Annotated in this window: 27 protein-coding genes and 1 pseudogene; 17 read left to right on the top strand and 11 right to left on the bottom strand. The window is 40.2% G+C overall.

The window, feature by feature from the left end; all coding sequences use genetic code 11:
• The 16 genes and pseudogenes from SSAL8618_RS00775 to SSAL8618_RS00700 all read left to right on the top strand — a co-directional run bounded on the left by SSAL8618_RS00775 (window position 1) and on the right by SSAL8618_RS00700 (window position 13,975).
• Window positions 1-273 (top strand): hypothetical protein, encoded by a 273-nt coding sequence (locus tag SSAL8618_RS00775; RefSeq protein WP_257001908.1) that lies wholly within the window; start codon window positions 1-3, stop codon window positions 271-273.
• Window positions 274-311: 38 nt separating this feature from the next.
• Window positions 312-608, top strand: coding sequence for a hypothetical protein (locus tag SSAL8618_RS00770; RefSeq protein ID WP_038675117.1), 297 nt, complete (start codon window positions 312-314; stop codon window positions 606-608).
• A 21-nt stretch (window positions 609-629) separates the two neighbouring features.
• The gene (locus SSAL8618_RS00765) at window positions 630-1,091 is read left to right on the top strand and encodes a hypothetical protein (RefSeq protein ID WP_038675114.1); all 462 of its coding nucleotides are present in this window, start codon (window positions 630-632) and stop codon (window positions 1,089-1,091) included.
• Window positions 1,092-1,104: 13 nt separating this feature from the next.
• Window positions 1,105-2,793, top strand: coding sequence for an FtsK/SpoIIIE domain-containing protein (locus tag SSAL8618_RS00760; RefSeq protein WP_038675111.1), 1,689 nt, complete (start codon window positions 1,105-1,107; stop codon window positions 2,791-2,793).
• A gap of 207 nt (window positions 2,794-3,000) precedes the next feature.
• Window positions 3,001-4,233: a replication initiation factor domain-containing protein gene (locus tag SSAL8618_RS00755; RefSeq protein ID WP_038675109.1), complete on the top strand. Its 1,233-nt coding sequence runs from the start codon at window positions 3,001-3,003 to the stop codon at window positions 4,231-4,233.
• A 14-nt stretch (window positions 4,234-4,247) separates the two neighbouring features.
• Complete coding sequence (locus SSAL8618_RS00750; RefSeq protein ID WP_021144867.1) at window positions 4,248-4,478, top strand: hypothetical protein; 231 nt, start codon at window positions 4,248-4,250, stop codon at window positions 4,476-4,478.
• A 3-nt stretch (window positions 4,479-4,481) separates the two neighbouring features.
• Window positions 4,482-5,039: a hypothetical protein gene (locus SSAL8618_RS00745; RefSeq protein WP_038675107.1), complete on the top strand. Its 558-nt coding sequence runs from the start codon at window positions 4,482-4,484 to the stop codon at window positions 5,037-5,039.
• Window positions 5,040-5,050: 11 nt separating this feature from the next.
• On the top strand, window positions 5,051-6,046 hold the full coding sequence (locus SSAL8618_RS00740; RefSeq protein WP_038675105.1) for a conjugal transfer protein: 996 nt from the start codon (window positions 5,051-5,053) through the stop codon (window positions 6,044-6,046).
• Between the two features lie 9 nt (window positions 6,047-6,055).
• Window positions 6,056-6,280 carry a hypothetical protein gene (locus SSAL8618_RS00735; RefSeq protein ID WP_021144863.1) on the top strand — a complete coding sequence of 75 codons (225 nt, stop codon included), beginning with the start codon at window positions 6,056-6,058 and terminating at the stop codon, window positions 6,278-6,280.
• A gap of 2 nt (window positions 6,281-6,282) precedes the next feature.
• Window positions 6,283-6,693, top strand: coding sequence for a conjugal transfer protein (locus tag SSAL8618_RS00730; protein ID WP_038675102.1), 411 nt, complete (start codon window positions 6,283-6,285; stop codon window positions 6,691-6,693).
• Between the two features lie 13 nt (window positions 6,694-6,706).
• Window positions 6,707-9,211, top strand: coding sequence for an ATP-binding protein (locus SSAL8618_RS00725; RefSeq protein ID WP_038675100.1), 2,505 nt, complete (start codon window positions 6,707-6,709; stop codon window positions 9,209-9,211).
• A gap of 11 nt (window positions 9,212-9,222) precedes the next feature.
• Window positions 9,223-11,103, top strand: coding sequence for a hypothetical protein (locus SSAL8618_RS00720; RefSeq protein WP_038675097.1), 1,881 nt, complete (start codon window positions 9,223-9,225; stop codon window positions 11,101-11,103).
• Window position 11,104: 1 nt separating this feature from the next.
• On the top strand, window positions 11,105-11,329 hold the full coding sequence (locus tag SSAL8618_RS00715; protein WP_038675095.1) for a hypothetical protein: 225 nt from the start codon (window positions 11,105-11,107) through the stop codon (window positions 11,327-11,329).
• 16 nt (window positions 11,330-11,345) lie between these two features.
• Window positions 11,346-12,458: a CHAP domain-containing protein gene (locus SSAL8618_RS00710; RefSeq protein WP_038675085.1), complete on the top strand. Its 1,113-nt coding sequence runs from the start codon at window positions 11,346-11,348 to the stop codon at window positions 12,456-12,458.
• Between the two features lie 13 nt (window positions 12,459-12,471).
• A complete protein-coding gene (locus tag SSAL8618_RS00705) occupies window positions 12,472-12,744 on the top strand; it encodes a helix-turn-helix transcriptional regulator (RefSeq protein WP_038675083.1) in 273 nt (90 codons plus the stop codon).
• A 12-nt stretch (window positions 12,745-12,756) separates the two neighbouring features.
• Window positions 12,757-13,975, top strand: a pseudogene (locus tag SSAL8618_RS00700) (tyrosine-type recombinase/integrase).
• 109 nt (window positions 13,976-14,084) lie between these two features.
• Here SSAL8618_RS00700 and rpsI read toward each other — a convergent pair.
• The 7 genes from rpsI to rlmB all read right to left on the bottom strand — a co-directional run bounded on the left by rpsI (window position 14,085) and on the right by rlmB (window position 18,165).
• Complete coding sequence (gene rpsI, locus SSAL8618_RS00695; protein ID WP_038675080.1) at window positions 14,085-14,477, bottom strand: 30S ribosomal protein S9; 393 nt, start codon at window positions 14,475-14,477, stop codon at window positions 14,085-14,087.
• 27 nt (window positions 14,478-14,504) lie between these two features.
• A complete protein-coding gene (gene rplM, locus SSAL8618_RS00690; RefSeq protein ID WP_002886374.1) occupies window positions 14,505-14,951 on the bottom strand; it encodes a 50S ribosomal protein L13 in 447 nt (148 codons plus the stop codon).
• A 250-nt stretch (window positions 14,952-15,201) separates the two neighbouring features.
• Complete coding sequence (locus tag SSAL8618_RS00685) at window positions 15,202-15,402, bottom strand: helix-turn-helix transcriptional regulator (RefSeq protein ID WP_002886373.1); 201 nt, start codon at window positions 15,400-15,402, stop codon at window positions 15,202-15,204.
• A gap of 9 nt (window positions 15,403-15,411) precedes the next feature.
• Window positions 15,412-15,882: a hypothetical protein gene (locus tag SSAL8618_RS00680; RefSeq protein ID WP_004182184.1), complete on the bottom strand. Its 471-nt coding sequence runs from the start codon at window positions 15,880-15,882 to the stop codon at window positions 15,412-15,414.
• Between the two features lie 152 nt (window positions 15,883-16,034).
• On the bottom strand, window positions 16,035-16,895 hold the full coding sequence (locus SSAL8618_RS00675; RefSeq protein WP_038675078.1) for a DegV family protein: 861 nt from the start codon (window positions 16,893-16,895) through the stop codon (window positions 16,035-16,037).
• An 8-nt stretch (window positions 16,896-16,903) separates the two neighbouring features.
• Window positions 16,904-17,419: an NYN domain-containing protein gene (locus SSAL8618_RS00670; protein WP_002889631.1), complete on the bottom strand. Its 516-nt coding sequence runs from the start codon at window positions 17,417-17,419 to the stop codon at window positions 16,904-16,906.
• Between the two features lie 2 nt (window positions 17,420-17,421).
• The gene (gene rlmB, locus SSAL8618_RS00665) at window positions 17,422-18,165 is read right to left on the bottom strand and encodes a 23S rRNA (guanosine(2251)-2'-O)-methyltransferase RlmB (protein WP_004182149.1); all 744 of its coding nucleotides are present in this window, start codon (window positions 18,163-18,165) and stop codon (window positions 17,422-17,424) included.
• A 162-nt stretch (window positions 18,166-18,327) separates the two neighbouring features.
• Between rlmB and SSAL8618_RS10740 the strand changes: the two genes are divergently transcribed.
• Entirely contained in the window at window positions 18,328-18,651 is a 324-nt protein-coding gene (locus SSAL8618_RS10740) for a DUF6900 domain-containing protein (protein ID WP_038675075.1), read from the top strand.
• Window positions 18,652-19,006: 355 nt separating this feature from the next.
• On the opposite strand, the gene SSAL8618_RS00655 is transcribed toward SSAL8618_RS10740, so the two are convergent.
• From SSAL8618_RS00655 to SSAL8618_RS00640, 4 genes are all read right to left on the bottom strand, one after another.
• A complete protein-coding gene (locus SSAL8618_RS00655; RefSeq protein WP_038675073.1) occupies window positions 19,007-19,345 on the bottom strand; it encodes a hypothetical protein in 339 nt (112 codons plus the stop codon).
• A 36-nt stretch (window positions 19,346-19,381) separates the two neighbouring features.
• The gene (locus tag SSAL8618_RS00650) at window positions 19,382-19,627 is read right to left on the bottom strand and encodes a hypothetical protein (RefSeq protein ID WP_038675071.1); all 246 of its coding nucleotides are present in this window, start codon (window positions 19,625-19,627) and stop codon (window positions 19,382-19,384) included.
• Window positions 19,628-20,183: 556 nt separating this feature from the next.
• The gene (locus SSAL8618_RS00645; protein ID WP_038675069.1) at window positions 20,184-21,221 is read right to left on the bottom strand and encodes a DEAD/DEAH box helicase family protein; all 1,038 of its coding nucleotides are present in this window, start codon (window positions 21,219-21,221) and stop codon (window positions 20,184-20,186) included.
• Window positions 21,203-22,798 carry an ATP-dependent nuclease gene (locus SSAL8618_RS00640; RefSeq protein WP_038675067.1) on the bottom strand — a complete coding sequence of 532 codons (1,596 nt, stop codon included), beginning with the start codon at window positions 22,796-22,798 and terminating at the stop codon, window positions 21,203-21,205. Before SSAL8618_RS00640 ends, SSAL8618_RS00645 begins: the two co-directional genes overlap by 19 nt.
• Window positions 22,799-22,816 lie beyond the last annotated feature (18 nt).

The following is a 22,816-nucleotide window of genomic DNA, read 5'->3' as shown; positions in this document are numbered from 1 at the left end:
ATGCTTACAATAAAGGAGAAACCCTATGACAAACTTTTTTTCGCATTACAATGTAAACGTCTCTATGATAACTATGAATTCACCTATGCCATGTTTGGCTACTCGCCTAAACTACAAGCAAAACTCTATACACAAGCTCTTCTTGACCTCAATCATTTAGTCCAAGAAGCTCGCAGAAACAACTACCCTAGCGGTGATATTCAGTTCTATAGCCGACAGTTTAAACGGAAACTATTTACCCACTATTACTCAAGAGTGAAGCAATTAGCTTAACTCTTTTTCTTTTGCTTTAAACCAGAAAGGAGAATCCTATGATTCCAGAAACACTTGTTATGAAACCAGATTTTATCGGCACTGCCTACTACGAAAAATTAGGGAATGCGCCTCGCTTTATTTTTGGGAAAGAAGGCAAATACCAACGCCATATCCTTAATAGCGAAAAGCACGGAGCTTTCCACGTTATTACCCCTGCTTCTACAACGGTCTTCCCAGAAGACGCTCTCGTAGAAGCCGTCAACCCGGTTTTTCTCTCAGATACGGCTCTAAACGGCAATTCAGTTGCCCCAGCCCTCAATGTCTTTGCGGAAAAATTGGTCCTAAAAAAATAAGAAAGTAAAGGAGAAATACATATGGCTAAAATCGGATTAAACTACGGAGAAAAACTACAAATTGCAGACAAGACCTATCGTGTCATTACAGATGGTCTAAACGTGCCTGAAGTCCTTGGAAAGCTCTCTTTCCGTGGCATTGAAGGGCCAGATATCATCTATGAAGAAGACCGCACCCAACGCAACCCTGACGGCTCTTTCGTTCAAGTCAATACAGGAGAAATCCGTGGTATTGTTGTAGCGATTCACTCTTCTATCCAACACGAAACCCTCTTTTTCACCATTGCTGATATGGCGCAGTCTGAAATTGAAGATCTAGGCATTAAATACCGAGAAGAGGTAGAGCTGGAAGATATTGTGATTACCCATACGCACGTTAACCGTAATGATATTTACAAGCTCTTTGCTTCTAAAATCAAGAAAAAAAGTGGAGGAACACCCATCAAGGAAAATAAACCTCTAGACAACAAGAAAGAAAACTAGGAGGTGATATACTATGAAACTCTTTACCTATCGTGGGATAAGAGTTAGGGCCTTTTATCGTCATATTCGGGGAATCACCTGGTTTATCTGGTGGTTCCCTTCTTTGTTAGCGATTGGAAATTATTGTTATCTTAACCTAGAAGAATTAAAAGACCACCCCTTGCCACAAATTTACTATATTGGGGGTATCCTTGTTGCTTCTTGTTTGATTGCTTACCTACTAAATCGCATGTGTTACGAGAAAATCGTCTTCTTCCAAAAGCTCAATAGCCTACGGATTTTGTCTCGCTTCCTGATAGAAAATAACCTCTATTTGATTAAAAATATCAGACGTGAAAACAAAACGATTGAAAAGATTGTCCTTCCTCAGGTGTACCTGAAGCAGTCTCGCTACAAGATTGAAGTCCATTTTATCCTAGAAGGGAATAAATTTCAGGACCGTTTTCTCAATCTTGGGTCGACTCTCGAAGTCATGTTTAACGGAGACTTTCGCAATAAAACCTTTGATAAACGTTTCATCACCTATGATATTGCCATCAACCGTATTGATAGTCGTATCACCATTAATGAGGTCGAAGTCAAGGGCTCTAAACTCCAACTTATGAATGACGTCACTTGGGATTATATTGAAGAGCCTCACCTGCTCATTGGCGGGGGAACTGGTGGCGGTAAAACCGTTGTCCTTATGACCATTATCTATGCACTCGCTAAGATTGGCTTTGTAGATATTTGTGATCCAAAGAACTCTGATTTAGCTGGTCTCAAAAAGATTCCTGTCTTTCATGGTCGTGTCTATACAAGTAAAGAGGATATCATCCAGTGTTTTAAAGAAAATGTTGACTTCATGGAAAAACGCTACGAGCTCATGTCTACGTCACCTAAATTCCAAGCTGGGAAGAACTTTACGCACTACGGTATGACACCCAAATTCATCCTTGTGGACGAGTGGGCAGCCCTTATGGCTAAGATTGACCGTGACTATAGCCTCCAATCGGAACTCATGGAATACCTCTCTCAACTCGTCCTAGAGGGCCGTCAAGCTGGTGTCTTTATCATCTTTGCCATGCAACGACCTGACGGTGAGTTTATCAAAACAGCTCTTCGAGATAACTTTATGAAGCGTCTCTCAGTTGGTCACTTGGAATCAACGGGTTACGATATGATGTTTGGAGATGCTAACAAAACCAAGGAGTTTAAAAAGCTCGATGAAATCAATGGCGTCAAAGTTAAAGGACGAGGCTATATCGCTAATAACGGTGACTTGGCTGGCGAATTCTTCTCCCCTTACGTACCTCTCGACCAAGGCTTCTCCTTCTATGATGCCTACGCAAAAATCCCTATTATGGAATTTAATGGCGAAGAATTTGAAGTCTTTGGAGAAGGCCACCAACAATCAGAACCGATTGAACCAATAGAGGAGGAAGAAGCTCTAGACACTGGAACCAACGGACGTCCGCTCAAGGAGTTTGCGGAGGAACAGGACCTTAAAATGGTGACACTTCGAAAGATTATTTATCTCTTGCAAGAACAAGGCATTGTTTTTGAACGGACGGAATCCGCCATTCTAGTCAACCCTTTTCAAGAAGAACTTCTTCTTGAAAGTCTCATCCACTTTGAGGAGGGAGGACGCAAATCTTATCCAAAAGCCGTTGAAGCGACGCTTAGTCATCATGGGCTAGGACAAGGGCAAGGGCAAGCCTGACCACAGGTCAGACGCAGACCGTAGCCCGAAGTTCCTAGGCCATGATGAGACTTCAACCCCCGATTTCTAATAGGGGGGTTACATTTGGCCAAAGTGCCACGTCCACCCCTCCTCATTCCTTGTGGGAGTTGGGATTTCAAGATTTAGAAAGTGTGTCACTTTGGTCAAAAAAGTGTGTCACTTAATCAAAAGGAGGTGTTCCCATGAATGACTAAAATAAGTCCCTTTCAGATCAAAAACTTCAGAAAACAAACAGGCCTTAGCCAAAAGTCCTTTGCACAAGCAGTTAACTTACCGATAAGAACTTACCGCTCCTATGAATCAGGGGAAAGAGGTCTCACCATTGACAAGTTCCGAGAACTCAAGGAAAAACTCGGTTACTATCAAGAGTGTCACAAAAACAATCTCAGGGCTCACATCGACTACTTGCGATTAACTTTCCCTAGTCTCCGAGATTTAGAAGCTTTCTGTGAGAACTTTCTTTTTTGTCACTTAAGCGAATTCACTGACCAAGAAACACGGCTTATGAATTATACCCACTTGTGGCAACGGGGAAACATTTGGATTTTCGATTTCTTTGATAAATCTGCGACCAATAACTACCAAACTTGTCTACAACTCTCTGGTCAAGGTTGTCGAGAGATGGAACTCCTCTTAGAACACAAGGGGATTTCTTGGCATACCTTTCTTCAAAATATTCTCTATGCTTACGAAGAGGTCAGGGTAAAACGCCTTGATATCGCCCTAGATGAGCTCTATAAAGGCTATGGGCATGAGGAGGAACATATCCAGATCCCAAAGCTCATTGATAAGCTCTATGCCAAAGAAATTGTCCTAGATACCATTCGAAAATGGAATATCACAGGTGGGGGCTCCTTCACCGATAACGACGATATGGAAGCTAATCACGGTCTTTCCCTTTACTTTGGGAGTCGTCAAAGTCAGCTCTACTTCAATTTTTATGAAAAGCGATACGAAATCGCCCGTATGGAAAATATCTCCTTGGAAGAATCCTTGGAGATTTTTGGTATCTGGAACCGCTACGAACTACGCTTTTCAGACCAGAAAGCCCAAGGGGTTGTGGAGGAATACATCAACGGAGTAGACCTCGGAGAAATCGCAAGAGGCATCGTGAACAAGGAAATCCAAGTCTATGATGGTGTTACCCGGTTTGGAGCCTATAAGCCCGATGAAAAATGGCAAAGGCTCTTTGGAGGGGTTGAACCCCTAAAACTCTCAACCAGTCCACAACCCTACAGTATCGAACGGACCATTCGCTGGTTAACCTATCAAGTCGCAAACTCTCTTGCACTCGTTTCTGAAGCAGACAAGATCATGCAAACAGAATACATGAAAATGATTCAAAATAGTGGTGAAATCACTGATCGTGGGAAGGCCATCTTAAGACTCCTCAAAACCAACAAACACTATGAACACTAGAAAGGAAATCTCTTATGGAATACAAAGTCGAAATCAATTCACTAAACAACTTTAAAGCCTGGTCTGGTGGACTGAGTACCTTAAACACTGTCCGTGAACGTGGTGGTATAGATACCCTAACCACCATCTGTGAAGACCTCTTTTCTGGGAATACCCCTACCGACACTCAAATCAATGATTGGCTCTGGTTTGATACAGACTTTATTTACCAAGCACTAGGCTACGAGGACCTCCTAGAGGGTTAATACATGCTCAAGAAAATCTATCAAGCAGACTTCCTCCTTCTTCCTGATCAGGAGTTTTGGAACATGTATATCCTCCTTAGAAAAGGGAAGGATTTCTACTATGAATGTGCTGGAAGATGTACCGAAAAACCTCCAAATGATAGGGGCTTCTACGACTATGAACATGCCTGTTTCACCCTAGACGGTCAGGTTCTGAGTCTCAATAAACGGATGCGTCCCTCTCTCATTGCTTATATTCAACAGACCATCAAAGACAATCACGAAACATTTAGAAAGGAAATTGATATGGCTACTAAAACGATGTTTGAAACAAAAGTTGGACAGGTTACCAACGAACTTGGAGAATTACTCAAAAAGAAAGACCACAAACAAGCTTGGACCAAGGCGGGAGAACTAAATGCCCTTCTCAAAAAAGAAGAAGTCAAAGACCTAAAGCCTGAATTAGTGGAACAACTCCACAATGAATTACGAGGCTACTACTACATTAACAGTGAGATTGAAAAAGCCAATAAACGCCTCTATGCTAAAGGTTCTAAACTCATTGAACTCGCTAGTCTCTAGAAGGAGGTCCTATGATAAAAGCTAAACGATACTTACTAAAAGCAAGAGAATACCTCTCAAATTTTAAAAAGGTAGAGAAGAAAGGAGGTCCACCAAAGCTAAAAGTCACCACTAAAAAGACCGTCAATCTATCTATTATCGGAGGAATTTCATTCCTCCTTTTTGTTGGTCTTATGGGATCCATCCGTGCCATCACACTCTCAAATAAAGTGGGAACACTACAAGCTCAAGTGAAAGCGACTCAAAAACAAAAAGAACAGCCTGTTGACGCTAATCGCAAGTATGACTACAAGCTCCAGTATTACCTCAATGACTATGTCTACGCCTACTTCACCCTCCCACAAGAAGGGGATAAACAACAAGCACAAGTCGAACACCTCAACAGTTTCTATAACTTCGTTCCAGACGTCAAAGCACAAGGTCAAGTGCGTAACCCAAGTACCTTGCTCTACTCACAATTAGTCACGGTAGAAGGTAAGGTAGCCACCTACAAGGTCAAATATAAGGAAATAATCCAACATGACAAAGACACTGAGGAAAAAGAACTGGTAACGGGATTTAATATTCCCTTTGATGAAAAAGAAGGGAAATATTACATTTCTGGACTCCCTTGGTTCTCAGCGATTGACTCTTCACAAGCTGGACACTTTAGCGAAGACGATCAACTCCAACTCACAGCCAACGACCACGTCTCAGACAGGCAACACAAGAAGGTTGAAAAGTTCCTCAAGGTTTTCTTTATCAACTATACCACTAACCAAGATAACCTAAACCTTATTGCTAAGAACGTTGCTATTGTAGCTAATACCACCTTTAAAACGATTGACTACACCTATCTTAAGAAAGATGGGGCTGGTCTCATTGCTTATGTACAAGCAACCTTTGAGGTGGGAGGAACGACACACTCTGAAAACTTCACCTTCACGCTCTCAGAAAAAGACAAGAGCTACTATGTCACAAAACTAGAACACACCATTCCTCTCAACTACGCAAACGATAAAGATTAGGAGAACTCTATGAATACAGACAATCTACGTACCTTCCTCCAAGGCGATGGGATTTGGATTCTCACCGCTATCGCTGTTTTGTTGGCTATTAAGGCTTGGCGAAACAGTTCTTGGCTTCAACTTTTCTCAGTCGTTGGTTTCTATGCCGTCATTGTCTCAATCGCAAAAGGACAAGACATCCTAAAAGTGGTCGGCTGGTTCCTACGACTCTTTGGTATCGATTCAGGACTTTAAGTATGGCTGAAGAAAGACTCTATGACTACAGTAAGGGCTTGAATGCCCCCTATTGGATCCAGGAAATCAAGACAAAAAAGGGGACTCGCCTCTGGTACTTTGCGACACCAATGCAATTGTCCTTTTTCATTGTCTTTACCTTCGTTTTTGTAGCTATGTTGCTATTTGGAGGAGTCATCCTGGTTCCCCTCGCAAAACTCACACACTCTATTTCACTACTGCTCTACTGGTACCTCCCCTATAAACTTGCTAAATTCTACACCGAATACGAGCCACACGGTAAGAAGATGCACGTTTTTATTGGGGACTACCTGATTTACTTCTGGGATTTCAAGCTCAATAAAAAAGCAATCTACCATGAAGACCGAATAGAGCTATTAGAAGAAATTGTCTTTGAAAAAACAAAACTATAGAAAAGGAGGTCTTATGAGTATTACCTTAACCTATCCCATTAAGGAAACCTATGAAAATCTAGCCCTCAAAAAAGATCGAACGGTGGTAGCCTATTACCGTATTCCCAATACTCCCATTACCATTACAGATGAAGAGAAAAAGGACAAACACAAGATTACAGTTGCTCAAATGATAAAAAAGCTCCAGAAAAATAAGTCCTTTGAGATTTCACTCATTCCTAAAGATTATCTCTTAGAAGAGAAAATGAGGGACTTTTCAGAAGCATTGGCAGATGATAGCCGTGATCTGGGAGAAGAACTCCTTCTTTACACGGTTGACCGTCTCACGGATGAAATGGAAATTCCTTATCAGTTTGACTGGGTCGTGGGAGTGACCTTACGCAAACAAAATCACGGGGCAACGGTGAAAGACTTGGCCTATGAGAGTTTTAATGAGTTCTCGGAGAAAATCGCAAAAGGTCTTGGCTACGAATACGCATTGAGTCCCACATGGTATGACGATTACAGAAGTGACGAATTCACTATTTTCCAAGCCTTCTCTGTACTACGTGCCAAACGTCTGACCAATGAAGAACTCTTTTACTACCAGCGGATGCAATACCTCCGCTATATTCCCCACTACAAAAAGGAGGTCCTTGCTAATCGCTCCCAATTTAATATCACAGACACCCTGATTAAAGTCCTAAAAGGAGGCTTCCTCAAGCTCGAAAGTCCTTATGGTTCCTCTTTTGTGACTATTCTTCCTGTTGGAAAGTTTCCCGTGCAATTCAACGGCTTTCACCTAAGCGAATTTGTCCAACGCTTGAACTTTCCCGTAGAACTACGCATCAAGGCAGAATTCATTGATACCAACAAAATTAAGGGGAGAATGGGACGTTCCAATACCCGTTATCGAAACATCATGGAGGAAGCTGAAAATACGGACACCGTCCAACAAGATGAAATCATCATGGGATCTATCTCCCTAAAAGACTTGATGAAGAAAGTTGGAAACAAGGAAGAGATCATTGAATATGGAGCCTATCTAATCGTCTCTGCTTCTAGCGTCAATCAGCTTCGTCAAAGACGACAAGTAGTTCTCAACTATTTTGATGATATGGGTGTTGAAATCAGTGAAGCTTCACAAGATGGTCCTTACCTCTTTCAAGCCCTACTCTACGGGGAAAACCTCCAAAAGAGAACACGTACTTGGACACATATGGTCACAGCCCGTGGGTTTTCAGAACTCATGCCCTTTACCAATACGTCCTCAGGAAACCGTATCGGTTGGTATATAGGACGAGTAGATAACTGGACGGGACGTTGGGACTCTATCGCTAAAGCCATTGATTCCTCTAAAAATATCGTCCTCTACAATGCCACAGTCGGAAACAAAGAAGATATCGCTGGAAAGATTACCAAGAACCCACATATCATTATTACGGGTGCGACAGGACAAGGAAAATCTTTCCTCGCTCAGATTATCTTTTTGAGTGTGGCTTTACAAAATGTCAAAACCCTCTATATTGACCCCAAACGAGAACTTAGAAATCACTATCAAGAGGTAATCAATTCCCCTGAATTTGCACGACGCTACCCTGAACGCAAAAAACAGATTGACAACTTTAACTTTGTGACACTAGACAGCTCACTGCCATCAAACCACGGAGTTCTAGACCCCATTGTTGTCCTTGATAAGGAACAAGCTGTAGAAGTCGCAAAGAACATGCTTGAGTTTCTACTACAAGCCGTAGATGATGTCACAATGGACCAGAAAACAGCCATCACAGAAGCCATCAATGCTATCGTAGAACGTCGAGTAGCTGGTGAAAACGTCGGCTTTAAACATGTCCTAGAAGCCTTAAGACAGGCTTCCTCATCTGAAATTGCCTCAGTGGGTCGCTACCTGACGTCCATTGTGACAAACTCCATCTTGGAACTCGCTTTCTCAGATGGTAGCACACCAGGTCTTAACTATGAGTCCCGAGTCACTATCCTAGAAGTCAATAACCTCAAGCTCCCAAAGGATGATTCCACAAAGATTTCAGACCACGAACGGAACTCTATTGCCCTCATGTTTGCGCTTGGGGCCTTTTGTACCCACTTTGGAGAACGCAATGAAAATGAAGATACCATTGAGTTCTTTGACGAAGCTTGGATTCTCATGAAGTCCGCAGAGGGAAAAGCCGTTATCAAAAATATGAGACGTATTGGACGCTCCAAAAACAATACCTTAGCACTGATTACACAATCTGTCCACGATGCAGAAAATGAAGATGACACGACTGGATTTGGGACTATCTTTGCCTTCTATGAAAAATCTGAACGTGAAGATATTCTCAGACACGTCAATCTCGAAGTCACTGAAAGTAACCTTGAATGGATTGATAATATGATTTCTGGTCAGTGCCTTTACTACGATGTCTACGGTAATCTTAATATGATTTCCGTCCATAATCTCTTTGAGGATATTGACATGCTTCTAAAACCAATGAAAGCAACAGTCTCTTCAAGTCTCGAAAATAAATACGCTAGTTAGGAGGTGAACTGATGCAAGAAGCTTTTGCCAAGCTCAAGGGAGTGGATATCTTCTCCCTAAAGTCCTACATGGAACCAACCAACTTTGGCTCCTTTAATGGAGCCTGGGTCCTAATTAATGAACTCTTCGTAAACCTCTTCTTTTTCATTCTTAATGCCGTCGTTGGCTTCTTTTCCCTCCTCATTCGCATCTTAGAAAAGATTGATCTCTACGCCACCTATAAAACCTATGTCTTTCATGGAGCAAGCAGTATTTGGCACGGATTTACGGGCTCTAATTCTGGCAACATTACCAACAAATCACTTGTAGGCACCTTGCTTTTGGTTTTAGCTTTCTACCTGTTCTACCAGTATTTCTTTTCAAAAGGCTCCTTTTCAAGAACACTCCTTCATGTCTGTCTAGTACTTCTATTAGCTCTGGGGTACTTTGGGACAGTTGCTGGAACTTCTGGTGGGCTCTATCTCCTTGATACCGTCAATAACGTCTCTAAAGACGTTACCAAAAAGATTGCAGGTATTAAGGTGGACTACGCCAAAGACAAGTCGATTAAAATTGGAAAATCGATGTCGGATAGCTACATTGCAGAAACGTCCTATAAAGCCTATGTCTTTGTCAATACCGGCCAAGAAAATGGAAAATACAAGAACAGCCAAGACGGGAAAGAAGAAGCCTTTGACGACAGTAAAGTCCTTGGAACTAGTGATAAGAATGGAAATTTTAAGGCTGTCAAAGCCAAAGACCGTTCCAAGTATTTAGACGATTTAGGAGACGGAGCCAACGATGATGGTGAAAAGAACCGTTGGGTATCAGCTATGCCGGACTTCATTTTCACTCGGATGTTCTATGTGATTTTTAAAATTGTAGAAGCCTTTGTATTAGCCGTCCCCATTATCCTTATCCGGCTCTTAAATGTAGTAGCTCAAATCCTTGTCCTCACCATGATTCTACTTTTCCCAGTAGTCCTTCTCATGTCATTCGTCCCAAGGATGCAAGAGTTGGTCTTTGGAGTGCTTAAAGTTATGTTTGGAGGTTTGATTTTTCCAGCAATTACAACTCTCTTAACACTCCTTATTTTCTATATTGAAAAAATAATAGAAAACATCGTCACAAATGGGTTTGATGGAGTTCTAAAAACCTTACCATCCCTTCTCTTATTTGGTCTTGTCTTCAAACTCTTAGTATCGGTGGTTTCTAAAGGTGTCATCTATTTCCTCATCTGGAGATTTAAAGGCCAACTCCTCCAATTCGTTCTTGGCTCCAAAGCTCGAATGGTTGCGACAGATATTGGGACTAAAGTTGAACATGGCGTCACAAAGACCAAAGAGGTTGCTTCACAAGTCCCAACACGAAGCCTTGCGACGGCTCAACACCTCGGAAACTTTACATTAGCTGGAGCCGGTTTTGGGACTGGAGTAATGATGAATGCCAAGAGCCATTTCCAAAATGCTGGTTCCTTCTTTACCCGTAAAGAACCAAGTCAACCGGAAACTGCCATGCCATCTGTACCAACAGAGGCTCCAATAACGCCAGAATATCCAGAACCAATCATTCCTCCAACACAGACACCACCTGATAACTTCAAGCCGATTGAAGAAGAGAGCCCAACACCTCCAAATGAGACACCAATCATGTCAGAAGGAATACCTAGTCCAGAAGACGAATTCCAAACGCTCAGAGAAGAGTGGATGTCACCATTCAAACAACACCGTATCAATACCCTAGAACGGAGATTGGATGCTTACAAGGATCCTCAAGCCATGTATAAAGCCCAAGGTTCCAATGCCTTCACTCGTGCTTATCGTCAGACTATGACACGAGACGATAAGATAAGAGCCAATATCGAGCGACGAGATCGTTTAACTCAACGCCTAAACCAATTGAGAGGAGAATAGAATGAATACTAAAATACGCTCAAGAACAGCCTTTCCAAGAATGCTTGAAGAGACACTTTTTAAGGCCTACCAAGAAGGGAAACGCTCCGTCGATTTCCTTCTTTTATTTCCAGTCTCAGAAAAAGACAAAGACCAGATCATTGCACAAACGAAAGCTCATTCCGTCGTCTTAGACGCTAAATGGCGCTTTGGGACTGTTCTATTTACAGCTTATATCAGACATTAAGTAGAAAGGAGAGTCGATGAAAAAACTAAAATGGTATCTATTATCTAGCCTTCTTCCTCTCTTTTTTCCTGTTTTTATCATTATCATCATTATGGGAGCCGTCGGAGGAGGTAGCACTGGTGGCTCTTCTCAATCACTAAATGGCGCAACCTACACAGACCACTGGTCAAATGGAGACCCCTATACCCATAATTTACTCGTCCATCGCTATGGTATTAAAGCAGAGCAATTAGACGGCTTTTTAGATACTTTAGGCATCTCCTATGACAAGAAACGCATCAATGGGAAAAAGCTCCTAGATTGGGAGGCTAAGTCTAATCTAGATGTTCGTGCCATTGTAGCGATTGCCTTAAATGAAAGCTCACTTGGAACAGCTGGAGTTGCGACAAATCCTGGTTCCAACATGTTTGGTTTTGGAGCATTTGACTCTAATCCAGAAAACGCCAATAATTTTAACGATGAAGTGGCCGTTGTTGGACTCACCAATCAGACCATCATTGGCAATAAAAATGAAACCTTCAAAGTCCAAGATGACAAAGCGCAAAAATTTGCGAGTGGTTCCCTCAACACGTCAACAGATGGTGGGGTCTACTTCACCGATACCTCTGGCTCAGGAAAAAGGCGTGCTGAAACCATGCAAAAACTCGATACTTATATCGATGAGCATGGAGGTACACCAAAAGCCCCTGAACAAACGACAGGAAAAACGAGAGACGGAGGCGGTGTCACAACTGGGGATGTCCCACAAGGCTATAGCCTCACCAAAGAAATCAATACCTCAAGCTATATAGGACTGTCTTATCCTTGGGGACAATGTACCTGGTTTGTCTATAACCGAGGAAAAGAGGTCGGTGTTAGCTTTGGAGAGTATATGGGAAATGGTGGTCAATGGATGAATGCCCCAGGTTATCAAACAACTCATACCCCTACTGAACACTCCGCACTATCTTTTAGCCCAGGACAAGCTGGAGCAGATCCAACCTATGGTCACATTGCCTTTGTGGAACAAGTCAAATCAGATGGCTCCATTCTTATCTCTGAATCAAACGTCAAAGGACTAGGAGTCGTTAGCTACCGCACTTTTGATGCAGAAACTGCCAAACAATTTACATATGTTTTAGGACATTAGGAAGGAGATAATAATGTTAGTACAACTACCAGAAGAACAGACACAAGAAATTCAAAAAATGATTGCAACTCTTATCAAAGATGAGATTCATCATTTCAAAGAAGATATGGGATTAGACACTCCATTTCTGAACAAAAAACAAACCTGTGGTTATCTAGGAATTTCCAATAACACTCTTGACCTGTGGATTTCAATGGGACTGCCATATATCAAAATCGGTAAATCCATACGATTCAATAAGGAAAGCGTCAATCATTGGATGGCAAGACTTGAAATCTCTGCCTAGAAAGGAACACCGATGTCAATAAAGAAAACTAAAAATGGCACCTATCAGCTTAGAGTTTATATTCCAGAAGATACCCAATCAAAACTGGGACTAGGTAAGCTATATGAGAAACGATTTAAGACTAGACGTGAGGCGAAAGAAGCAGAATTAAAGCTATCAGTTGATATTGAAAAAGCAAGGCACAACAAACACTTTCGACAGCCTCTCAAGAAAGAGGACATACTTTTTTTCTGATTTCTATAAAGAGGTTTGGCTCGAACCCTATAAAGCTGGGCAAACAACTAATACGAATAAACCTCCTACAGCTGCAACAATCTTCCAAACCGAAAATCTCTTTAGACTACATATTTTACCCATTCTAGGTAAATACTCCTTGAGTTATCTTAACGAAAACAAACAATTAGTATTGTCATTACTGACACCAAAAGCAAATAGTTATGCAAATTTCAAGGCTCTCCGTGGTTACATTAACTCAGTTTTTGACTGGGCGGAAGAACTGGAATACATCCCAGTCAATCGACTACACAAAACGATTAGTCGTATTAAAGCAACTAAAAAGCAAATCCTAAAAGAGAATAAGCGTGAAGAAGATTTAGCGTTAGATGAAGACGAATTACGTTTTTGGCTGCAAGCCTTTGACGATGATTTAGAAAAAGGATTACTAGAATTTAAAGATTATGTCCTATTCTATACAACATTCTTTCTCTCCGATAGAAAGTCTGAATCTTATGCACTTCAATGGAAACATATCAATTTCAAAAACAACGAAATACTAATCGAAAATGCATTAGACCGTTTCGGAAATGTAAAAGCGACAAAGGGAGGCAAACGAACATTATTCAATGCTCCTACTGAATTGATGGAACTATTGCAAAAATGGAAAGTCTTACAGCGGGAAGAACTAAAACAGTTTGGTATCAAGCAAACAAATAATCAGTTTGTATTTACCTATAATGATAGACAAAATAATATAAACATTGTCTTGCATATTGACTACCTCAATTATCGGATGAACTCTATTAAAAGACGGCATCCAGAACTAGCACCTGCTACACCACATAAACTTAGACATACTGGGGCAACACTAGCCAAAAAAGCAGGACGTTCACTAGAAGAAATATCTGAGGCATTAACTCATAGTGACCAGTCAATCACAAAAACTTATATCAATACCACTAGCACTGTTTCACAGACAGCTGGAGAGACTGCTTACAGGCACCTCAAAAAGTAATGGTGGGAATATGGTGGAAATTTTGGTGGAAACTTTTGATTTTTGGACAAAAAAAGACACCCAAGATAAAAATCTTGAATGTCTTGAAACGTTGATATATCGCGGATAATTAACGTTTTGAGAATTGTGAAGCTTTACGAGCTTTCTTAAGACCTGGTTTCTTACGTTCAACCATACGTGTATCACGAGTAAGAAGTCCAGCGCGTTTCAATGAATCGCGGAAGTCTGGATCTACTTGAAGAAGTGCACGAGCGATACCGTGACGGATCGCACCTGATTGACCAGCGTATCCACCACCTACAACGTTAACGTGTACGTCGTATGAACCTTCAGTTGAAGTAACTGCAAAAGGTTGGTTGATAACGAGACGAAGGTCTGCGTGTGGGATGTATTCTTCTACATCTTTTTTGTTAACTGTGATTTTACCAGTACCTGGAACCAAACGTACGCGTGCAACGGCGTTTTTACGGCGTCCTGTACCTGCATATTGTGCTTGTGCCATTATATTAGTGCTCCTTTCCTCTTAGAATTAGATAAGTCCTGAGATATCAAGTACTTCTGGTTGTTGTGCAGCGTGAGTGTGCTCACCGCCAACGAAGACTTTCAATTTCATACCTTGTGCGCGTCCAAGAGTGTTGTGTGGAAGCATACCTTTAACTGATTTTTCGATCAAACGAACAGCATTTTTAGAACGAAGTTCACCTGCTGAGATTTGTTTCAATCCACCTGGGTACATTGAGTGAGTGTAGTAGATCTTATCAGTTGCTTTTTTACCAGTCAATTTAACTTTTTCAGCATTGATAACGATTACGAAGTCACCTGTATCAGTGTGTGGTGTGAAAGTTGGTTTGTTTTTTCCGCGAAGTACGCTAGCAACTACTGCAGAAAGACGTCCAAGTGGCACATCAGTTGCGTCAACGACATACCATTTACGTTCAACTTGGCCTGGTTTAGCCATAAATGTTGTTTTGTTCATGATTTCTCCTATATATAGTTCGATTTTTGTTTACGAGTGATGGGTGTTCCTTCCCATCGAAAAGTATTTGGAAGGTTCCGGGGCCTTTCAAATGGGGTAAACAATACCGTTTAACATAATATCAAAAAAACACGTCCAAGGCAAGTCATTTGGAGGTGTTTTTCTTTTATTTTTTGTATTTTTTTAGTCTCTAATTTTATAAAGCGTAAGACTAGAAATCATGCCTAAATAACCTCTAAAGCGATACAAACTAATCCTCAGATTCCCAAAAAAGCTGGTCTAAAGTTTTGTCCAGAGTTTTGCAGATAGCAATACACAGATTTATAGTAGGGTTATAATCACCTTTTTCAATAGCTGAGATGGTCTGACGAGAAACTCCTATAGCATCTGCCAAACCTTGTTGAGTGAGATCCTTTGCTACACGAGCTGACTTCATTTTTAAATTTTTCATTCAAAAATCCTATTCTTCGTCTTCTAGTTCTTCCAAACGGTTCTTCTTGATTCTGTTAATAATAACCCAGCAATCGCAAATAAGGGTCAAACCCAATGTCAAAAATGCCACACTACTCATAAGATTCTTCCCTATCTTAAACGACTGAAATAGACTTAAGAGGCCCATTAGCGATATAAAAATTCCCAAAAAACACATTACCCAGGATAATATGAGCATCTTCTTTTCAAGTTTTTTGTCTAGCAACCATGGATGCCCATTACGTGATACGCTGTGAACTAATACTAGGCACATAGAACCAAAGAAAGTGATGATTAATAGTGACTGCACTAATTCGACGGAGTGTGTCTTGCTAGCAACCATAATCGTTACAAATATACCAAGCATGGCTACCCAATAACCTCTAGCAGAAGATTCTCCGCTGATCAACTGAGCACGTTCATCCATCGTGCTAGCTACTTTTTTCTTTGACTTTTTCATTTTGTTTCCTCCATTTTCTAGATTCATTATAGCATTATTTTACACTATGTCAAATATATCATTCATTTTGTATGGATTATCTTTTTATATTCTATTAATCTATCATTTCAGAAAACAAAAAATCAGATAGGAAATCCTATCTGACACTATTTCTATCTAGCTTCTTTACCAATCGTAAAGACAGCTAAGGTATCTGGTCCGACGTGGGTAGAGATGACTGGTCCAAGTGGCATAATAAGCACTTGCTCAATGCCGTCAACTGCTAATAATTGTTCTTTTAGATTCTTCGCTGCTTCAATATCATTGGCATAAGCGACAATTGCTGTGCTATGTCCAATATCCTGGGTAGCTTGTAGGACCATTTCTTTAATGGCTTTTTTACGTCCACGGATTTTGGCCAGAGGAACCAACTTACCTGAAGCGTCCAGCCAAAGAAGAGGCTTGATATTAATCAAACTACCAATAATGGCTGAGCTCTTAGAAAGGCGACCCCCACGCATGAGATGGTAGAGATCATCAACTAAGAAATAGGTCCGTAAACGTGGCAGAATGTCCTCAATCATGGCTTTCGTTTCAGACAAGCTCTTACCTTGATCACGAGCTTCTGCCGCCAAGATAGAGAGATAACCTTCCCCACCTGCTGCCGCCAGGGTATCTACAATCTCAATGACAGCTTCTGGGTATTCATCCAAAATCATGTCACGCGCTATAACAGCACTTTGATAAGTACCTGAAAGCACTGATGAGAAGGCAATATAGAGAAGAGCATCACCATTTTTGGCATGACGACGAAAAACCTCTTCAAATTGACCAACATTCACCTGGCTTGTGGTTGGCTGACTGCCTTCTTGCATACGTTCTAAGAGACGGTCACTCGTTAAACGGTTAGGGCCAACGGTCTCATAGGCAATATCATCAAGCGTAATGGTCAAACCAACGAGCTCTACCTTATTCTCCTGAGCCCATTTTTCATCTAGATCTGCTGTGGAATCTGTCAAAATGTTAAATGTCATATATCCCTCTATTCTATTTCATTTAAAAGGTCCTGTAATTTCCCTAATTGCGCATCGTCCCATGGACGTAGTTTTGGTGTCTTTAAGTCAATATGTGCCGACATCTTGTCTAAGTCAGACTTAACAGTATTGACACGCTCTTCCAACTCACGCGCCGAAACACGTAAAGCCCCTTGTGAAAAGATAGCCCACTGTTCATTTAAGTCACTAGTTGCTACTTCAACTAGATTTTGAACAGTATTCATCTCAGCCGCTGCGCGCTCAATATAGCTATCTGCTGTCTCATCTTCCTCAGTAAAAATAACACTGATACGATATTGATCATAACGTTGACGACTCCCTGGAACAAACTGGGCATCAAACACACAGATAATATCAATATGTTCAAAGTTAGCATAATGATTGAGCTTACGAAGCAAGGTTTCACGAGCTTCATCAAGCTGATTGGTCTTAAAGAGTTGACGGGTTTCTTGCCAAAAGGCAATCATATTATAACCATCAACCAGAAGTATTCTTTTTTTCATAGTTACAATCGGTTTCGATAAACTTCATACATGAGAACTGCAGCTGCCACACTGGCATTAAGGCTCTGCACATGACCACTCATAGGAATAGTAATCATCTCATCCACTTGCTTCTTGATGTTAGCAGAGATTCCCTTACCTTCATTACCAATGATAAGGGCAACCTTTCCAGCTGTGTTCCATTTATGAGATGGGGTGCCATCCATATCTGTTCCAAATACCCAGAAGCCTGCTTCTTTAAGTTTATCAAGAGTTTGGCTAAGATTGGTCACTCGGGCAATGGGAATATGCTCCACAGCCCCTGTTGATGTCTTGGCAACGACAGGTGTTACCCCCACAGCACGATGCTTAGGAATAATAACTCCTGTCACCTGAGTAGCATCAGCTGTACGTAGGATAGAACCAAAGTTATGAGGATCGTTGAGTCCATCTAAAATGAGGACTAGAGGATTCTCCTCTTGTTCAGCCTTATCCATAATAACTGAGAGCTCAGAATAAGCGAACTCTGACACACGAAGAACAAAACCTTGATGCACAGCTCCACCTGTCATATCAGACAAGGTTTTCTTAGGTGTCCAAGAGATGGAAACCTTCTTTTCAGCTGCCAAAGCCTTAATGGCATCAACATTTTTCCCTCGAAGATCATCTTGAATATAGAGTTTATTACCAGTATTTGCTTCCAGACTCTCTGTTACGGCATGCACACCATAAACAATGTCTAGACTTAATTCTTTAGTTGTTTTCATAAGCTAATTATACCATACTCCAGCCAGCAGTCCAAAACAACAAATAACCTAATCACCACCATAACCCACCAAAAGCCCGTTAGGGCTTTTATTTTTGCCCTTGACTCTTTAGCCTAAACGAGTTACCATCAGAGCACAAAATTAAACGTAAAGGAGAATTAGATGGAAACATTCAAAAACAACTGTGAAATTCATGAGCCTGAGATGCAAGTCCCAAGCCAACCAAGCCTTGAAGAACAAATTCAAGAAATATACAACTCAGAAAATGAAAACCCTGAAATAGATAATATTCTCACACAAATTGCCCGACAGGTCGGTGGAATACCCACCTTGGAGCGGCAGTATTCGGACAGCCAAGATTTCCACGATGTGTCGGTTTGGAGACTGCGTGAGTTATTGAGGGTCAGCTATGAACTTGGAAAATCTCATGCTCAAAACAAAGCCATTACGCCAGCCTTTGAAAAGGCGCAGGAAGTTTACCGCTGAACCTACCTAGAACTCGAAATTGGCAACACTGTAGAGTTTGGCAGATTTTCGAATTTTGACTGTAATTACGAAGATATTTTCAAAGATAAAAACTTCAAAGTTCGGCACAAATTAAGTGGCGAGCAAACCCTCGAATATACTTGCCAGTTCAAAAATTTCGAAACCGCACAGAATCTTTACCACCACACCAACTTGACGATGCAGATGATTTCAACTTTAGGATTTTGCTAAACCATCTCAATGAACAAGAAGTTGAAATTGTAGGCAGAACTATCAACTAGCCAGCACATCAATTTATAGCCCAACCAAGAACACGCCAAAAAGCGTGTTTTTGCGTGCTGTGCAGTTGTTTCGATTATTTTTCCGCAGACCGCAATCCCATATTCCAAACATACAACATTTCACAGTTTAACAGATTGACCCAGAAATAAAAATCATCTGGCTTTTCCGCACGGCAGGAATTTTCGAAATACAGCTCTGCCTGTTTTGCATCCGCAAAGGAACATTCATAAAATATGTTGTCTTCTGGCGCGAGTGGCACCAAAATTTCGAAACGCTCTTGATTGAATAATTCCGCCATATCTTGAACATAATCCGCCATCCCTCGAAACGGCGTCACCGTTCGCTGTTCGAGTTCGGGGAGGTTTGGCCGGATTTCATTTTCGAAATTCTTGTTTTGGTTGAACTTTTCCATAACATTGTCTCCTTTAATTTATTTACAACAGTTATCTTATTCCAAAATCTCACTGGCAATTTTCAACTTTTGAACCATCAATTCGTCCGCCAACATTTCCATTGCGTCCTCGCTTTTGGCACTTGCTATGGCTTCGAAAAGGTTTAACATATTGGGTAGAGGTGTTTTGAATTCGAAAAACAGTTCCCGCGTATTCCAAATTTTAACTCGGTAGCTTTTGCGAAAACCAATTCTGCAGTTTTCTGTAAAAGTGTTTTCTTTTAGAAGGCGTGGCAATTCCATCAACTTGGCGACTTCACTCCATTCGATAATTTTGCCCTCTGAAAGATTTTCATTTTCGTATTGGTTGATAAAGCTGAGGCTTTCCCAGTATAAGTTCCTATGAATAGCTTCGGCGAGTTTTTCCAGTTGTTTTTGGATCTTGTAAATTTCCGTAAAATCCTTTCTCTTATTTTGACAGTCACATCATAATTCTGTTTGGGTAAAAAAGTCTAGTATTTTTGAAGAGATTTTTGAGTAAAATTTACATCAGTTTCAGGAATTTTAGAATAGATTTTGTTTAGCTCAACAAGCTCTACAATAGAAATCTGTTAGCTTGTCAAAGGGTGTCAAAAGTCGACGAATGTTCGGCATGAAGAAAAAGCAGAAACCTTAATGTGGTTCCTGCTTAAATTTATGAGAGTCCTCTCGGCCGACTTCGATTATTGAATCAGTCCAAAGCTGACGAAAAAAAAGGAGAATACGCAGTAAGTCACCTGATGGTTTGCTTGAAAGATGGCGTTGTGTCGGGCGTAGTCGCTCATTCTCAAATCACTCGGAGCGAATGGCGGTGCGAAAGTTATTTTTTGTAATCTGAGACACTAGCTTCAGGTATGAAATATAGGGTTCTTTTAGCTCGAGTACACGCAACATAGAATTTTGATTTAGTAGAAGGTGCTAGCTCTAAAAGGGGTTGCTTTTGAAAAGAGTCAAGTGTTTTTTTATTTAAAACAACGCACACATCTAAAAATTCTCCTCCTTTACTCTCTCCCCAATTCTGACTGAAGCATTTATAAGTGGAGGAATTTTGGTAAAATAACTTTAAAATGCCGTCATTCTCCATAATTTCTTTGATAGCAGCATTATCATCAAAACACTCCACAATGCTACCCACCTCTTCCGAACAAGAGTGGATAGATACCCTTAATCTTGACGAGATAAAGTCACAGACAACAATTGGACATCTATGGCTGTGAGATAAAGTATCTGTATCAATTTCGAATCCAGCCTTAGAAATCTCTCCTAGCCACCTGTCTATATCTGAATGAATTCCTTTTCCTGTGTTACCTCTTTTTGATGTACTGAATGTTTTTTGATAAAAATCCCCTAAAAGAAATACATCGGCTTTTAGATCCGACAAACTAAGCATCCATTTGAAGTCGTCAGACTCAAAATCTTGACATTCATCGATAAATACATAATCAAAAAATTTATCAATTCTATCCAGATAACTATTATCGAATGCAATATTCTTTCTGTTTATAGTCAACTCTCCCTTTAGTAGAGAGTTTGAGAGTTGATTGTGAATAATTCGTCCATCTTTGCTTACAGAACTATTATCATATTGGTCCGTTTTTTGGTAATCAAAAATGATCCCCTTTGGTCGTCTACCTAAGTAAGGAACTAGACAAAAATTATAGAGAAATTCGAATACTCCAAAAATATGAGTATTTTCTGGAATGTTCCCATACTTCTCACAAAGCCTATCTTTTAGAACTTCCTGATTATTTTCTGTATATGTTATAATCAGATTCCGTTTTTCAGGTTGTACTTTTTCAATTATCGTTCTTGTTTTTCCGCTTCCAGCAACTGCATGAATTAATCGTTTTTCACCCATTCTATAGCCTCTTTAATATAATCTGGAATATTGAATGATTCCTGTAATGAATCATTATCATTAAATTTTGTTAATAGTCTGAGCGCAAACTCTGCTTTTTCTCGAAGCATAAATTCTTGAATGTTATCAGTAAGGGCGATGCTTAAAGAATCTATTAAATCTGAATTTTTATTATATAGACACACCTCAAACGTACGATTGGTGTCGATGCTGTCAGAGAACACCTTAATGTTGTCATAACTATCATACTCCGAATACCTATCCAGCACTTTCGATTTATAGTCACCATCATTATCTGTAATTACTGCAACTTTTTTATCACTAAAACCTTTTGCGATTTCTAAATATCTCTTAAAGCTTAGGCCGTCGACAGAGATAATAGCTACACCGCAATTCGACGCATCCTCAGAGTGAATAATTTCGAAAAACTTTTCCATCAAAATATACTCAGCGTTTCCTTCTACTAAGATAACTTTTTTAGACAGAATAAAATTCAAAAGATTTTGGTTTGTTGATTTTTTGAAAAATTTAACTGTATCAGGGCTTAAATCAGTAACTTTCGAAGTCTGACCCTCGTTAACAAATATTAAATTGTCAACGCCAAGTCTTGAGGTTATCATATTTGAGTGTGTACCGATAAATACCTGAACATTCGTATCCTCGCTTAGTGTATTTACTAGTTTTTGTAAATTTAGGTAGCTCAAATGATTTTCAGGTTCTTCAATCAATAATATTTTAACCCTATCTTTTAAAGATTTATAAGAGTTTTCTACACCCAATAGCACCTTTTCGCCTTGACCGAGATTTTTAATATCCACTCCGTTTTTTGCAGCAGAAATAGTGTCTCTGAAAGTTCTCTCAGATTCTTCGAAGTGTAGCATAAATTCCGAATCCACTGACTCTATTAAATTATCATCTCGTAGAGCGTTTATAAATGAAAGTGAGGATTCTCTATATTTATTATTAACCTTAGCTCGATTCATTTCATTAATAGAGCTCAAATAGACCTCATCAATTCTTTTCCGAGTTTCTTGATTTGTATCTATCAAGCTTGTGTTAACGGTATTATACAAAAATTTGAACGGCTTAGAGTGAGAAAAGTACGATTCCCCAGCAAACGTCAAAAACTCAACTTTGTAAAATTCATACGGAAAGACGTTCCAAGCGTTGCCCGTTAGAATTTCCTGAATTTCTTGACGGTAATCAGAATTGGGAGTGATTTTCAGACAAATTCCATACGCCTTTATCTTTTTTGAATTATGAACGCCTTCAATTTTGTAATTTGCTGCTATTTCTGGATTATTCTCATCAAAATATAACTCAATAAAGGTCTCTGGAAGTTGTCTAAAATTCCCTTTTTCGGCTAAAAATTTCGAAACAGATGTTGAGTTCATTAGACTAGCAAGGCTAACTTTTTCAATTTGAGAATGACTACCGCTTAACACTAGTCCTATGGCTTGGAGAAGCGTTGATTTTCCTGCGCCATTTTCGCCGATAAAAATATTTTTACCGCCATTGCATAAAATTTCCGTAGAAGGAAATCGTTTGAAATTTTGTAGAACAATCCTTGAAATCATATAACTATCTCACCCATT

The sequence above is a fragment of the Streptococcus salivarius genome (genome assembly GCF_000785515.1).
Taxonomy (GTDB): Bacteria; Bacillota; Bacilli; order Lactobacillales; family Streptococcaceae; genus Streptococcus; species Streptococcus salivarius.
The sequence above is the reverse complement of the archived record's forward strand: the minus strand, read 5'-3'. Positions and strand labels throughout refer to the sequence as shown.